Origin of the sequence: Shewanella sp. UCD-KL21, assembly GCF_001957135.1 — a bacterium.
Taxonomy (GTDB): Bacteria; Pseudomonadota; Gammaproteobacteria; order Enterobacterales; family Shewanellaceae; genus Shewanella.
In genome coordinates this window covers 130,690-146,328 of the sequence record NZ_MPHK01000011.1, presented here as the reverse complement: position 1 = coordinate 146,328, position 15,639 = coordinate 130,690, and the positions used below count along the sequence as shown (strand labels likewise).

Annotated in this window: 12 protein-coding genes, 1 tRNA gene and 1 rRNA gene; 5 read left to right on the top strand and 9 right to left on the bottom strand. The window is 43.1% G+C overall.

The window, feature by feature from the left end:
- Positions 1 to 230, bottom strand: a 16S ribosomal RNA gene (locus tag BM739_RS11830); the annotation flags it as partial.
- 740 nt (positions 231 to 970) lie between these two features.
- Between BM739_RS11830 and BM739_RS11825 the strand changes: the two genes are divergently transcribed.
- The gene (locus BM739_RS11825) at positions 971 to 1,420 is read left to right on the top strand and encodes a DUF4124 domain-containing protein (RefSeq protein ID WP_076540856.1); all 450 of its coding nucleotides are present in this window, start codon (positions 971 to 973) and stop codon (positions 1,418 to 1,420) included.
- Between the two features lie 96 nt (positions 1,421 to 1,516).
- Here the strand turns inward: BM739_RS11825 and BM739_RS11820 are convergent, their stop codons facing one another.
- From BM739_RS11820 to rluD, 4 genes are all read right to left on the bottom strand, one after another.
- Positions 1,517 to 1,825, bottom strand: a complete 309-nt coding sequence (locus BM739_RS11820) for a hypothetical protein (RefSeq protein ID WP_076540854.1) — start codon at positions 1,823 to 1,825, stop codon at positions 1,517 to 1,519.
- 257 nt (positions 1,826 to 2,082) lie between these two features.
- The gene (gene clpB, locus BM739_RS11815; protein ID WP_076540852.1) at positions 2,083 to 4,656 is read right to left on the bottom strand and encodes an ATP-dependent chaperone ClpB; all 2,574 of its coding nucleotides are present in this window, start codon (positions 4,654 to 4,656) and stop codon (positions 2,083 to 2,085) included.
- A 142-nt stretch (positions 4,657 to 4,798) separates the two neighbouring features.
- Positions 4,799 to 5,533, bottom strand: a complete 735-nt coding sequence (pgeF, locus tag BM739_RS11810) for a peptidoglycan editing factor PgeF (RefSeq protein ID WP_076540850.1) — start codon at positions 5,531 to 5,533, stop codon at positions 4,799 to 4,801.
- Between the two features lie 38 nt (positions 5,534 to 5,571).
- A complete protein-coding gene (gene rluD / locus BM739_RS11805) occupies positions 5,572 to 6,546 on the bottom strand; it encodes a 23S rRNA pseudouridine(1911/1915/1917) synthase RluD (RefSeq protein WP_076540848.1) in 975 nt (324 codons plus the stop codon).
- Positions 6,547 to 6,671: 125 nt separating this feature from the next.
- Here rluD and BM739_RS11800 point away from each other — a divergent pair, with 125 nt between their 5' ends.
- Entirely contained in the window at positions 6,672 to 7,439 is a 768-nt protein-coding gene (locus tag BM739_RS11800) for an outer membrane protein assembly factor BamD (RefSeq protein WP_076540846.1), read from the top strand.
- Positions 7,440 to 7,618: 179 nt separating this feature from the next.
- A tRNA-Phe gene (locus BM739_RS11795) sits at positions 7,619 to 7,694 on the top strand.
- A gap of 315 nt (positions 7,695 to 8,009) precedes the next feature.
- Here the strand turns inward: BM739_RS11795 and recJ are convergent.
- From recJ to brnQ, 4 genes are all read right to left on the bottom strand, one after another.
- Entirely contained in the window at positions 8,010 to 9,734 is a 1,725-nt protein-coding gene (gene recJ / locus BM739_RS11790) for a single-stranded-DNA-specific exonuclease RecJ (protein WP_076540845.1), read from the bottom strand.
- A 156-nt stretch (positions 9,735 to 9,890) separates the two neighbouring features.
- Positions 9,891 to 10,619 carry a bifunctional protein-disulfide isomerase/oxidoreductase DsbC gene (gene dsbC, locus BM739_RS11785; protein WP_076540843.1) on the bottom strand — a complete coding sequence of 243 codons (729 nt, stop codon included), beginning with the start codon at positions 10,617 to 10,619 and terminating at the stop codon, positions 9,891 to 9,893.
- Positions 10,620 to 10,760: 141 nt separating this feature from the next.
- Entirely contained in the window at positions 10,761 to 11,663 is a 903-nt protein-coding gene (gene xerD, locus BM739_RS11780; RefSeq protein ID WP_076540842.1) for a site-specific tyrosine recombinase XerD, read from the bottom strand.
- An 85-nt stretch (positions 11,664 to 11,748) separates the two neighbouring features.
- A complete protein-coding gene (brnQ, locus tag BM739_RS11775; RefSeq protein WP_076540840.1) occupies positions 11,749 to 13,092 on the bottom strand; it encodes a branched-chain amino acid transport system II carrier protein in 1,344 nt (447 codons plus the stop codon).
- A gap of 447 nt (positions 13,093 to 13,539) precedes the next feature.
- Between brnQ and BM739_RS11770 the strand changes: the two genes are divergently transcribed.
- On the top strand, positions 13,540 to 14,310 hold the full coding sequence (locus BM739_RS11770; RefSeq protein WP_076540839.1) for a tRNA1(Val) (adenine(37)-N6)-methyltransferase: 771 nt from the start codon (positions 13,540 to 13,542) through the stop codon (positions 14,308 to 14,310).
- An 81-nt stretch (positions 14,311 to 14,391) separates the two neighbouring features.
- Positions 14,392 to 15,624: an ATP-dependent RNA helicase SrmB gene (srmB, locus tag BM739_RS11765; protein ID WP_076540837.1), complete on the top strand. Its 1,233-nt coding sequence runs from the start codon at positions 14,392 to 14,394 to the stop codon at positions 15,622 to 15,624.
- The last annotated feature ends 15 nt before the right edge of the window (positions 15,625 to 15,639 follow it).

The window sequence follows — 15,639 nt, the reverse complement described above, 5'->3', positions numbered from 1 at the left end:
CATCCAATCGCGAAAGGCCCGAAGGTCCCCTCCTTTCCCCCGTAGGGCGTATGCGGTATTAGCAGTCGTTTCCAACTGTTATCCCCCTCGACTGGGCAGATCCCTAGGCATTACTCACCCGTCCGCCGCTCGTCAGCAAATTAGCAAGCTAATTCCTGTTACCGCTCGACTTGCATGTGTTAGGCCTGCCGCCAGCGTTCAATCTGAGCCATGATCAAACTCTTCAATTAAAGTTTTGTTGAAGCATTCACTCTTATAAATAAAAGTAAAGCTTCGGCTCAATGAATTCTGATTTCATTTTAAAGACTCGGAAGAATCTCTAAAACGTTTGTTACATATTGCTATGAACACTCATCGTTACATTGATAATAATTTTGATTGCATCATTCTTTACGAGAAAGAATGAGCAATTTCGATTAACTCAACACCAGTGAGTGTCCACACAGATTTCTTGTTTGATTTGTTAAAGAGCGTTGCTAATCATGTAAGAATTACTCTTTCATATCAGCAGCCATTTGACGCTAGGTCGTTGGCTTGAGGATGCGTATTCTACACTTCCCGTTGTTGGCGTCAAGTCATTTTTAAAGTTAATTTAAAATGCTTTTCAACCGGTTAATTATGATGCTTTAAAAGCAGCTTAATTAACGCTAACACCTTGAGCCTATTGGCCTGTCGCCGTGTCAGTGGATGCGCATTATAGGGAAGTTAAGATTTAGCGCAAGGGCTTTTATTACTTTTTATCAGTAACACAAACCGAATGCGCAAAAGCTAAACAATTCGTGTTTTTTATCGACAAAAATCACCACTTTTTATGGTTAACTGCCAATTCTAGGCTGCTTGTTTAGCTTCTATCGTTCAAGTATTGGGAGTGAGTATTCAATAAACTCGATAATAACTATTGGTTTTAAGGTTCAAATCGCCTATTTTATTTTTAATAAGGAAAATTGGGATACACCATTTAGGAATATATATGCTTAGTTTACGTTTATTGTGTTTAATAGGCTGTTGTAGTTTGATACAAGTTGCCAATGCTACCGTGATTTATTCATGGGTCGATGAGAAAGGGGTAAAGCATTATAGTCAACAGCCACCGACTGATGTGAATTCAGACAAACTCTATAGTGAAGACATTGAGCCTGCTCAAGTGGGTTATTTACCGGTTCTTGCTAATAGCTCATCGACTGCGAATACCAATAATCCATCAGATGCTGCAAAAAATGCCGCAGCGATAAAAGCCAATGATGCAGAACAAGCAGCTTCAATTTGTGAAAGCGCTAAACACAGCCTAAATGTATTAAATACTTATCAACGATTACATCGCAAAGATCCCACCACAGGCGAAGCTGTGCAGGTAACCGAAGAAGATAGACTTGCTCAAATAGAAACCAATGAAGAAAGAGTAAAATTGTTTTGCCAGTAATATTGTATTAGCGACAACATTTATCAACTGTATAACGATGTGATATTAAGGGGCCTATTGGCCCCTTTTGCTGTAAGTTTTGTTACTTGGGCATTATTAATTGCCGACAGTGTACATTGATTTAAACTCGCCACCATTACAGGTTTGGGTACCTGAGCGCCAGCCGTCTTCAAATGCATTTATCCCATTTAAGGTTTTATCTTTCATCGAGTCGAGTGATTCAGTTGATGTGCTTTGCAATAGCGCACTTTGACAGCCACGGTTATAGCCAAAATGATAAATACTGTCGTAATCAACATTACCAACCTTAATCACTGGGGTTTCGCCATTGGTTTGGGGGGCTGAGCTACAGCCTGTTAGGGCTATTGCTATGAGTGCGCTACCTAATACAACTAATTTATTCATGCTATATCCTTTTGACAAAAATCACAGTGCTTGAGTTAAACAGTCTACTTTCAAGCTAGTTTATAATGTTGCGACTCGCAAGTTAGCCTGCCGACTCTGGGTTTATGATTTATCAAAAGGGTTATTTATTTGGGTAGTTTTTATTAGCCTTTATCACCTCGATAAAAACACAAAAGGGGCATAGTTAGTACTATGCCCCTGTAATTGCTTTACTCAATTGATGTGCTATTTACTAAGTTGGTTAATGACGAACTCGGTTATTGGCTAAATGTTAGCAAGCCATCTTGCACATCCACGTTGATTGCTTTGCCTGGTAGTAAATCACCTTTTAGTAAGTGATTAGCTAATGGGTTTTCAATTTGCTGCTGCAAGGCACGCTTGAGTGGTCTTGCTCCATATACAGGATCAAATCCCGCTTCGGCAATTAATGCTAATGCTGCTTTAGAGATCGTTAAGCTAAAGTCTTTTTCTGCTAAACGCGCTTTTAAGTTCTCTAACTGGATCTCTGCGATATAAGCAATATGTTCAGCAGATAAAGGATGGAACACCACGGTTTCATCGATTCGGTTTAAAAACTCAGGTCTAAAGCTTTGGGTAACCACTTCCATTACTGACGACTTCATCTGATCATAGTTTTGGGTTTCAAAACCATGCTGAATAATGTCAGAGCCTAAATTTGAGGTCATGATGATGACGGTATTTCTAAAATCGACAGTACGGCCTTGGCCGTCAGTCAATCTACCATCGTCCAATACTTGCAATAAGATATTGAATACGTCGGGATGGGCTTTTTCAACTTCATCGAGCAAGATGACAGAATATGGCTTACGACGAACGGCTTCTGTTAAATAACCGCCCTCTTCATAACCGACATAACCTGGAGGCGCACCCACTAGTCGTGAAACGGTGTGCTTTTCCATAAACTCTGACATATCGATACGCACCATGGAGGATTCGGTATCAAATAGGAATGTCGCTAATGATTTACATAGCTCGGTTTTACCCACACCGGTTGGACCTAAAAATAGGAATGAACCAATGGGTCGGTCAGGATCGGCAAGACCTGCGCGGCTTCTACGAATCGCATTTGATACCGCTTCTATCGCTTCGTTTTGACCAATCACTCTTTGATGCAGTGCGTCTTCCATTTGCAGTAACTTGTCACGCTCACCTTCGAGCATTTTACTGACGGGTATACCGGTAGCTTTTGACAACACTTCTGCAATTTCAATATCGGTGACTTTATTACGTAATAAGGTCATGTCTTGCATTTCGGCCTGAGAAGCGAGATCTAATTGCTTTTCAAGTTCAGGAATACGGCCATATTGCAGTTCCGACATTCGCGTTAAATCGCCTGCCCTTCTCGCCACGTCCATATCCATGCGTGATTGTTCTAAATCGGCTTTAATATGTTGAGTGCCTGCCAATGCGGCTTTTTCAGTGCGCCAAATTTCATTGAGCTCGTTGGCTTTGATTTCAACTTGAGCAAGCTCAGCTTGTAAATCACTCAAACGTTTACGACTGGCTTCATCTTCTTCTTTCGCTAGTGCTTGCTCTTCTAGCTTAAGTTGAATTGCGCGGCGCTCTAATCTATCTAATGACTCTGGCTTTGAGTCAATTTGCATCCGGATACTTGAGGCCGCTTCATCAATCAAATCGATGGCTTTATCAGGTAACTTTCTGTCAGATACATAGCGATGAGACATAGTGGCAGCAGCTACAATTGCGGGATCGGTAATTTCAACGTGATGATGCAGCTCATAACGTTCTTTTAAACCCCGTAATATCGCAATGGTATCTATTACACTTGGCTCATCAACCAGCACTTTTTGGAAACGACGCTCAAGTGCGGCATCTTTTTCAATATATTGTCGGTATTCATCAAGCGTGGTTGCGCCAACACAATGTAAATCGCCTCGAGCAAGTGCGGGTTTAAGCATATTACCGGCATCCATTGCCCCTTCGCCTTTACCTGCACCGACCATAGTGTGTAGCTCATCGATAAACAGAATGACTTGGCCTTCTTCTTGGGCTAATTCACTTAATACTGCTTTGAGGCGCTCTTCAAATTCACCGCGATATTTAGCGCCGGCAATTAACGAGCCCATATCAAGGGAAAGTACCCGTTTGTTTTTGATGCCTTCAGGCACTTCGCCATTGACAATCCGTTGCGCTAAACCTTCAACTATGGCGGTTTTACCCACACCGGGCTCACCAATCAATACAGGGTTATTTTTACTACGGCGCTGCAGCACTTGGATGGTACGGCGAATTTCTTCGTCGCGGCCGATGACCGGATCTAATTTACCTTGCTCTGCTCGCTCGGTAAGATCGACGGTAAATTTCTTTAATGCTTGGCGTTGATCTTCGGCATTGGGATCATCGACATTTTGTCCGCCGCGAATTTGTTCTATGGTCGACTCCAAGACTTCTTTGGTGGCACCCGCCGCTTTAAGGCTTTTAGCTAACGGGTCATTGCCTTCTAACGCCGCTAATACAAACAACTCTGACGAAATGTATTTGTCTTTACGCTTTTGGGCTAATTTATCGCATAAGTTCAGCAAGCGGATCAGGGTTTGTGACAACTGAACATCACCACCGGTGCCTTGCACTTGCGATACTCGTTCCAGCTCTTGGCTTATTGACGAACGCAGCGCACTAACATTAATGCCCGCTTGGGTCAGTAATGGGTGAATTGAACCTGAATCTTGATTTAACAAAGCCATCATCAAATGAATAGGTTCAATAAACTGATGATCTCGTCCTAACGCCAATGACTGTGCATCTGAAATGGCGATTTGAAACTTATTGGTCATACGATCGAGTCTCATACGGCCTCCTAAACAATTTAATTAAAAACGGAATGTTTTGATAACTAAAATATGGGGGCGTTTATGGATTTTTCAATCTAGGGAGGCGAATTTTAAAATAAATCGTCAGGTTAAATGATGCAGATCAAATCTAGAAAACAGATTAGGACTTAAGCCAGATAACTGAAGCCATACGGCCAGTTTGCTGTTCGCGGCGATATGAAAAGTAATCACTATCACTAAAAGTGCAGCGATTAGCGCAATACATTTGGGGAATCCCTAACAACGCCAGTCTCATTTGAGCTAAACCTGCTAAATCAGCCAAATACTTTGCACCATGAGGTTTAAAGTAGTCGGTCGCTTGAGGATGTTTTTCGGTAAAATATTGAAGTACTTCTGCGCCGACTTCAAACGCATCAGGGCCAATGGCTGGACCTAAATAAGCGATGAGTTCAGTCGCTGGAGAAGAAAATTTGCTAACTGCGGCTTCAATTATGCCATCACATAAGCCACGCCAGCCAGCATGGACGGCAGCCACTTCAGTGCCTGCATTATTACACAGTAATACTGGCAGACAATCTGCGGTCATAATCGCCAGTGCGCTATTGGCTGAATTGGTATAACTGCCATCGCCAATGTGTGGAGAGGCAATATCAGCTGTTGTCAGTCTGGAGCAATCGATAATATCAGTGCCATGGACTTGCTCAAGCCAAACAAGTGGCGACTGGATTGAATGCGCTGTTGGTAATAAAGCCCGATTAGCCATGACATCTGCTGCAGCATCCCCCACATGCAAGCCTAAATTCAGGCTGTCATAAGGTGGTTTGCTGACACCGCCATGACGATTTGTCATGGCGATAGCAACATTATCAGGTAATGGCCAACTGGCTTTAAACACAATCAATCCTTATGCCATTGCTTACGCAAGACTAAGCCCTATAGATACTCTATTGGGTTTAGCTCGGTATCTTCGCGCAATGCTTTGGTTAGCATTTTCATATCCTCAGGGATAGGTGCATGCCAAGTCATAATTTCTTGGGTAAACGGATGTGCAAGTTCTAAACGCACCGCATGTAACGCCTGACGTTCAAAGCCTTTTAATAGTTCAAAAAACGCTTTGCTTGCTTTTTTAGGCGGACGTGGACGACCACCATAAACAGGATCACCAACTAACACATGGCCAATATAAGCCATATGAACACGAATTTGGTGAGTACGACCTGTTTCAAGACGTAATCTTAAACGAGTATGGGCTCTAAACTTTTCAGCAACGCGGTAATGAGTGACAGAAGGACGGCCCCCCATAATCACTGCCATTTGGGTACGACGAGTCTCATGGCGTTCAATTGGTTCATCAACCGTACCACCAGCTGTCATAGTGCCAATAACAATGGCTTCGTATTCACGCACGATATCACGGGCTTGAAGCGCCGCAACAAGGTGAGTTTGTGCTTCAACCGTTTTAGCAACTACCATTAAACCGGTAGTATCTTTATCTAAACGATGCACAATACCAGCACGTGGTACATGCTCGATTTCAGGACAATGATGTAATAACGCATTTAATAATGTGCCATCAGCATTACCTGCACCAGGGTGCACAACCAAGCCAGCTTGCTTGTTTACCACTAAAATATGGTCATCTTCGTAGACGATATCTAGCGGGATTTTCTGCGCTTTATCTTTAACTTCTTCTTCAAGCGTTGCTTCTACAGCAATTAACTGCGACTCTAGTACCTTCTCACGAGGTATATCGACGACAGTATCATCAACTGAAACTGCACCAGATAAAATCCATTCTTTGATGCGTGTACGGGAATAATCAGGGAACAATTCAGCCAAAGCTTGGTCTAATCTTAGACCCGTTTGACTTGCTGTGATTTCGCTTTTTAGATTAATCTCTTGTGTCATAGGAACCGTACCCCTTTTTTGGGGTCCAAAGTGAATGAACTATCTGTTACAATCGGATTGTTTTCTATTTTACAGTGAAATGGAAAAATTCTTAACAATAACTTATAAAAGAATTGAATTTACATATGCATAATTTTGCCAAAGGCGCCGCCCTAGTATTGTTTTCATTGACTTTAACGGCTTGTAGTACCTCTAAAGGTTTTGAAGAAGAAGTTGTCAGTAACAAGTCGCCAGAAGCACTTTATGCTCAGGCACGAACCTCAATGGAACTTGGGAACTACTCAAAAGCGGTTAGAACCCTAGAAGCGTTAGACTCGCGTTACCCGTTTGGTCCCCACAAAACTCAAGTCCAATTGGACATGATTTTTGCCTATTATAAGATGGATGATGTCGCATCAGGTATTGCTAACATTGACCGTTTTTTACGCTTAAACCCAACCCATCCAGATATTGATTATGTCTATTATATGCGTGGTTTGACTAATATGCAGGCTGATAATTATCTTTTTCACGATATGATGAATATTGACCGCACCGATCGCGATCCTAAAAATGCCCAAGATGCCTTTAAAGATTTTGATCGTTTAATCAAAAGCTACCCAGATAGTAAGTATGCAGCTGATGCGCAGCAACGGATGCAATACCTGAAAAACCGTTTAGCAAAATACTCAATCAAAGTCGCTGAGTATTATATTAAAATGGGCGCTTGGAGCGCAGCGGCGGTTAGAGCGCAAACTGTGATGGAGCAATTCCCTGGAACGCCATCAACTGAACACGCCCTTGAAATCATGGCTCGCGCTTACGAAGAATTAGGTCAAGAGCAGTTAAAGCAAAACGTGGTAACCGTGATGGCAGCAAATTTCCCGAATAATGAGTTAGTCAGCAACGAATGATTAGCCCTACTGCTTAACAACGCTAGAATGCCTTCAATTTGAAGGCATTTTTTATTTGTACCCTATGTTGAATAAAACACCACAAAAGGTACAAAAGATATGCAGTTGACACATTTTCAGCTTAAATGCTAAAAAAACGGTTGACTCAAACGGCTTAAAACCTTAAATTGCATCCCGTCGCCCGAATAGCTCAGTCGGTAGAGCAGAGGATTGAAAATCCTCGTGTCCCTGGTTCGATTCCGGGTTCGGGCACCATATTTAGATTTGGTGGCTAACGCGACCAAATAACAAAAAAGCCTCGCAATGCGAGGCTTTTTTGTATCTGTCATTTATCACTCATGCGATAACCATTACACCAATAAAGCACCTTAACGACATTGAGCCACTACTCTTCTTGTACTAGCCCCTTGTACTAACCCCTTGTACTAGCCTCTTGAGCAAGTACACCTAAGCAAGCACACCAGAGTAATACCTGCTCATTAAAGCGCAACTTATTAGCCGCAGCTAACTAACTCAACGTCAGCTTTGGCTTAAGTTAACCGCGCAGACAATCACCACAGACAATCACCATTAAGCTGGCTCAATGTAATCCACCAGCATTTGCACGGTTTGATTACCTCTAAACTCATTCACATCCAGCTTATAAGCCACGCGAGCATGTTTTATGCTTGCATCTGGCCAAGTGGCTAAATCAACATTAAATGCGATCGCATCCATCATGACAGCGCCGCACTGAGACTCTAACACCAGCTTTAGATGCTTTTCACCGACAATGCGCTGCTGAATGACACTGAAATAACCATCAAATAATGGCTCCTCAAATGCTTGCCCCCACGGGCCTGCATCTCTTAACAGATAGGCAGTATCGAGGTTCATCAGCGCCACTGGCAATTCACCATCAGATAAAATCTCACCAGTAAGTTGCTCAGGTTTTAATATTTCACGCACCGCTTTGTCATAGGCTTGCTCAAACTCGCTAAAGGCATCTGCTTTTAGGGATAATCCTGCTGCCATTGCATGTCCGCCAAACTTAATAATCATTCCAGGGTGACGACTATTAATGAGCTCCAGTAAATCCCGCATGTGTAAACCCTTAATGGAGCGAGCCGAACCTTTAATTTCACCGTTACCCGCATCAGCAAAAGCAATCACCGGGCGATGATATTTGTCTTTAATTCGTGACGCGAGAATACCAATCACCCCTTGATGCCAATCTTGTTGAAAAATGGCTAATCCCCAAGGTAATTTAGTTTCATCCAAGCTGAGTTTTTGTAAGCTTTTTAGGGCTTCTTGCTGCATACCGGTTTCTAATTCGCGGCGCTCAGCATTCAAGCCATCAAGCTCACCGGCCATACGTCTAGCGAGCATCATATCTTCACACAGCAGGGTTTCGACCCCTAAGGCCATTTCATCTAAGCGCCCTGCGGCATTAAGCCTTGGGCCCACTGCAAAACCAAAATCTGACGCGACAATGCGCTGCGGGTTTCGCTTAGCCACTTCAAGCAAAGCTGTGATACCGACACGGCAGCGACCACTGCGCACTCTTTGTAAGCCTGCTTGCACTAATATGCGGTTATTACTATCAAGGGACACCACATCAGCCACAGTCCCTAATGCCACAATATCCAATAAACTGCCTAAATTTGGCTCGGCTAATTGATTAAGCTGATACCAATCACGGGCGCGTAATTCACTGCGCAGTACAGACATCAAATAAAATGCCACGCCCACGCCAGCTATCGATTTACTGGCAAACTCACAGCCCGCTTGATTTGGGTTAACAATGGCATCGGCTATTGGTAATGATGCACCGGGTAAATGATGATCTGTCACCACCACGGTCATCCCTAGCGCTTTAGCCGCTGCTACGCCTTCTATGGATGAAATACCATTATCTACGGTAATTAATACCTCAGCGCCTTTTGACTGCGCCACGGCTACAATTTCAGGGCTTAAGCCATAGCCATAATCAAATCGATTAGGAATAAGATAATCCACATGCTGAGCGCCCATCATCCGTAATGCCAACAAGCACACACTGGTTGAGGTCGCGCCATCGGCGTCAAAGTCGCCCACAATCAAAATGGATTTTTTCGCCATAATTGCGTCGGCAATAATGCGCGCAGCTTCTGCTAAGCCCATCATAGAATCTGGGCGCAATAGCTTTGAAAGGCTTAGATCACAGCCTAAAAGGTCGACGCCTCGGCGGGCATACAATTGCTTTAAGATGGCTGGAATGGTTGCAGGTAAATGACTATCGTCTACGAGAGGTCGGCGAACAATTTTATGGGCCACAAAAACACCTTAAGAAAATATCGAATTATGAAGTGGGAATGAATCATTGAAACTGAATTTACCATAACAAAAAAGGCGAGCTTTGGGCTCACCTTTTGTTATAAATTAACGTCATTTAACGCGCTTTAGCGGCTAAATCCATTAACTCACTTTAGATTAAAGATTGGTTTTAATGGTATTTAATAATGCTTCAGGCGGTTGATAGCCTGGTACTAATACGCCATTTTCTAACACGATTGCTGGAGTACCGTTAATACCAAATGAGCCACCTAAGCGGTATTGACCTTCGATATTGGCATCACATTTTGCCGCTTTTACATTACGACCGGTTTTGGCATCTGTCATCGCTTGTAGGGGATCTTTAGCACACCACACTGCTTCCATTTCATCGGCATTAGGTGATGGAACACCCGCACGAGGATAAGCTAAATATCTTACGGTAATGCCTAAATCGTTATAGCCATCCATTTGCTGATGCAACTTACGACAATAGCCACAATCAACATCGGTAAAAATAGTCACCACATGTTTTTCATTTTTGGCTTTATAAACCAACATATCCTTTTCAAAAGGTTTTAGCATCGCAATGCGAGGGCCAGCTAGTGCTGCCTCGGTTAAGTTTTTCATGCCCTTTTGTAAATCATACATATTACCGTGAAGTAACTTACTGCCATCAGGCGACACATACAGCAGACCACGATCGGTAAGCGCTTGATAAAGACCATCAATTGGCGATGCTTCAATACTCAAAACATTCACGCCTAAGGTATCTGAAACTTGTTTTTTGAGTTCTGCTTCATTAGGGATATCAGAGGCAGAAGCGGCATGTAATAACGGGGCTACTGCTAGCGTTATCGCTAAAGAGAATGCTTTGGTTAACTTCATTTAAAATCCTATTTGGTCAATCTGTATTAGTCTACTCACTATATAGACCCGATCATCAGCGCAAAAGTTACAGACAATATTTAATGAAAGCAACTACACAGCGCCCATTTTGTGTAAGCAATAATAAACAGTCATTTTGCACTAACCTCTTGGATGGTGCTCACTATGCAACTGTTGCAACCTCGCTTTAGCTACATGGGTGTAAATTTGCGTGGTGGATAAATCGCTGTGGCCCAGAAGCAACTGCACTACCCGTAAGTCTGCGCCGTGATTTAATAAATGGGTCGCAAAAGCATGGCGCAAGGTGTGGGGCGACAAATGACAGTGTATTCCTGCCCGTAACGCATATAGCTTAATTCGGTGCCAAAAGGTCTGCCTTGTCATCATTTGACCGCGCTTTGATGGAAACAGCACATCACTTTGCTTATTACCCAATAGCTCAGCTCTTGCCGCAACGAGGTATTGCTCTACTTCTGTCACCGCTAACTCACCTAAGGGCACTAAGCGCTCTTTACCGCCCTTACCGACAATTCTCACTAAGCCTTGGCGTAAGCTTATTTGCTCAAGGGTTAAGCTAACCAGTTCGGTTACTCGCAGCCCTGTGGCATAAAGTAACTCCAACATGGCTTTATCGCGGCACTCTAGCGGATCGTCAACATTGGGTTCATCCAGTAAGCTGTTTATTTGGGCTTCACTCAGTGCATCGGGTAATTGCCTAACTAGTTGGGGAGATTCAACCAGCGCGGTGGGATCAACAGCTATGTGCTCATTAACTAACAAATACCCATACAAACGCCGCAAGCTACTCAATAACCGCGCGGTACTGCTTTTAGCAAAATTTTGTTCCACTCTAAAGGCTAAGTAATCGCGGATCAGCAACTGATCGACATTAATCAACTGACGTTTTTTCGTTAGCACAAAACGTTCAAAATGGCGAAGATCAGTGCGATAGGAAGCCAGTGTATTGTCACTAAGTCCTTTCGTAGACCAAAGGTCATCTAAAAATGCATCGATGATGGGATCGGCTTGATACTTATCTGTCACATGAGTTCCTAGAAAAACGGCGTTATTTCAAGATGAAATAACGCCGTTAGTGTAACTAAAGTTAGCTTAGTTTGACAAAGATTACCTAGCTTGCAGCTAAAGCTTGATCCTTGGCTGGAACAAATAAACAAGCAACAATCGCTAGTCCTACTGGTAATAACCAAGCCATGCCTTCAGCATGAAGTGGCATAAAGCTTAAGAAACTAGTATCCACACCAGCAACCTGAAGACCATCAAAAATACCAAAAAATAAAGCAATGGATAACACTAAACGATGTGAAAATTCAGGACGCGGGAAACGCTCAGTTAAGAAAGTAATCGCTACCAGTGCAATTGCCACAGGGTAAATAGTCATTAACACAGGAATACTGATATGAATTAACTGCGTTAAGCCCACATTGGCAACCGTGGCACAAACCACACCGAAGAAAATCACAAACGCTTTGTATGAGATCTTAGGCAATAGCTCATTGAAAAACTCTGAACAGGCAGTAATTAACCCAACAGCAGTTGTTAAACAGGCAATGCTCACTACCGTTGCTAATAAGATAGTCCCCATAGTGCCAAACTCATGAGTTACATAGTTTGTTAGGATTTGGCCACCATTTTCAGCGCCTAAAGCAATATCACCAGCGGTAGCGCCTAAATAGAATAATGACACATAAACAAAAGCTAAACCCGATGCAGCAATGATAGCAGCGCGTACTAAATAGCGGGTTTGCGCTTTTGAATCAGTGATGCCTTTTTTACGCAAAATATCAATGATTAACATACCGAAAATCAATGAAGCTAGCGTATCCATAGTGTTGTAACCCTCTAAAATACCTTTAGAAAGTGGGCTATTAATGTAATCACCGCTTGCAGCTTGAATTGCAGCGCTAGGGGTAATGATCACAGATAACGCTAAACCGACTAATAGGAAAATCAGAATAGGGGTTAATACTTTACCCACACTGTCTAATAATTTACCAGGGAATAAAGACAACAACATCGCAAGGGCAAAAAAGCCAATGGTATAAAACAATTGCGCTTTATTAAGTGACAGACCACCAAGCTGGATGATTGCGTCGGCACTATCTAAAAATGGACGAGCACCAATTTCAAAAGCCACCAAACCAGTACGAGGAACAGCAAAGGCTGGGCCGATAATAATATAGATAGAAATCGCTAAAGCGGTTGCCGCAAATGCGGGTAACATCGCCATGACCTTACCATTTGCTTTTGCAATCGCAATAAGTCCAGCAAGGGGTAAACCCACGGCAGTAATAAGAAAGCCTAACATTGCGAGTGTCATATTCTCGCCAGCTAACATTCCTGCAAACGGTGGAAAAATTAGGTTACCAGCACCTAAAAAAAATGCGAACGTCATAAAGCCTAAGCCTACCGTATCGCCAATACTCATATTATTGTTTTGCACACATTGCCCCATCTTGTTGTTTTGTTTTTTAACAAACTTAAGGGAATAGTTGCCAATTAGCTATCGCTAATCTACCGACCCTATAAATCTGTAAACTTTAAATTACACTTAAGTTCACTAAAATCACCGCTACTCTGCTGATAAAATCGACGTTTTCTGTGTTACATACGTCGATTTGTGAAGCTGATTTCATTTTTCCCATTTAAACAGCAATAATGTGCTCAAACGGGTAGCAACTAATAGCAAATAGTGTCTAGATACACAAGCGCAAAACCCGCACAAAGCAAAAACAACCGTCATCTGAAAACAAGCTTAAAAACAGCCAAACATTAGCGCTACAATAACAACACAAGCACCGAAACCGCTGGTATATTAGCAACAATAAATCAACCTACTCTCCGTTTGGGGAAAATTGCAAAAACAGTTACCATAATCGACCATTTCTCAATCTATAGTCCTATGCCTTTTAGTTTCAAACAATTTCATATTGATGATAGCCGTTGCGGTATGCCGGTAAGTACTGACGGGGTGATGTTAGGCGCTTGGGCTAATATCAAACAGAGCAACACCATTTTGGATATCGGTGCCGGCAGTGGACTATTAACACTCATGGCTGCTCAGCGCGCTGAGCAATTGGCACAAACGGCAGCAGGATTAACAAGCAACGCAGTTAAAATTGTCGCTGTTGAACTTGATGATTTAGCCGCTCAAGATTGCTTAGACAATATCGCCAATAGCCCTTGGGCTGAGATGATTGAGTTTCACCATGGGGCAATACAAGACTTTAGTGCTCAGCACTTAGCCCAGTGCCAAGCTAAGCGAAGCCCATTATTTGATAGCATCATTTGTAATCCGCCCTACTTTGATAATGGGCCGCAATCAACACAGCAGCAGCGGGCAACCGCGAGACATACTGACAGCTTAAGCTTTAGCGAGTTACTGAAACATATTGAGTTATTATTGGCCCCACATGGCGCGGCGAGCTTAATTCTTCCCGTTGAAAGTGAAGCACGCTTTACCGGCGCATTAACACAAACCTCTTTGGCCATATCTAAACGTGTCAGCATCTCAACGGTTAGCAATAAGCCACCAAGACGATTGCTGCTTGAACTTAAACATCAAGCAAAGATTGAAAGCACCGAACACTCAAGTTTGGTGATAAGCGATCCCAGCGGTCAATATAGTCAGCAAATGATCGCCCTTTGTCGTGAGTTCTATCTAAAACTTTAAGCTTTGTATAGATATCGCTCTCGCTGAGTTGCGCTTCTTAGGTTATAATGCTCGGCTATCAATCAGTGAGACCTACAGCGCATGCTATTTGAAGATTTTGACCTAGACCCAATGCTTTTAGATTCATTAAAGGCCATGGGACATTTGACCCCGACCACAGTTCAACAACAAACATTGCCAATGGCGATGGAACAACGGGATATTTTAGCTAAAGCGCCAACAGGTACCGGTAAAACGGCCAGCTTTTTGCTGCCGGCATTACAACACTTGATTGATTTCCCAAGACGATTCAATGGTCAAGCCCGTGTGTTAGTCCTAACCCCAACACGTGAGCTTGCTAGCCAAATTCATCGTTACGCTTGCCACCTTGCCACCGATTTGGACCTCGATATTGGTATCATCACCGGTGGTGTGCCATACGGCCCTCAAGAAGAACAACTTGAAGACAATGTCGATTTATTGATCGCCACTCCCGGTCGCCTCGTTGAATATCTTGATAAAGGCCAGTTTGAAGCAACAGAAGTTGAAATTCTGATCATTGATGAAGCTGACCGCATGTTAGATATGGGGTTCTCGTCAGTGGTAGAAACTATCGCCATTGAGGCCCAAGGCCGTAAGCAGAATATGCTATTTTCTGCCACCCTTGAAGGCAGCGGTGTATCGCGCTTCGCGCAAGTGCTATTGAATGACCCAGTCACGATTGATGTTGACTCTCCTCGCAGTGAAAAAGCCAAAATTCACCAATGGGCTCACCTTGCCGATAATCAAGCCCATAAGTTTGCCTTGCTATGTAACATTCTTCAGCAAGAGTCAGTTAAGCGCACTATCGTATTCGTAAAAACCCGTGAAATTGTAGCAAGCCTTGAAGGACTGCTGCTTAAAGCCGGTATTCCTTGCGCTTTCTTACGTGGTGATATGGAGCAGAAAAAACGCTTCCAAGCCCTAAGTAAATTCAGCAAAGGCGAAGTCAATATCTTGCTAGCAACCGATGTTGCAGCCCGTGGTATTGATATTGAAGGTATCACCCACGTGATTAACTTTGATATGCCTCGCTCAGCCGACGCCTATGTTCACCGTATTGGTCGTACTGCACGCGCTGGCGCTAAAGGCACGGCAATTTCATTAATTGAAGCCCATGACATGCGCATCGTTAACAAAATTGAGCGCTATATTGAGCAGCCACTAAAACGTCGCTACATCGACGGTTTACGACCTACCCACAAAGAAGCGAAAGTACCAGGCAAGAAAAAAGACAAAGTGAAAATCGCTGCCAAGAAAAAATCTAAAAAAGCAAAAGCGAAAAAGAAAAAGTAAGCCTTTCTCTCGCGA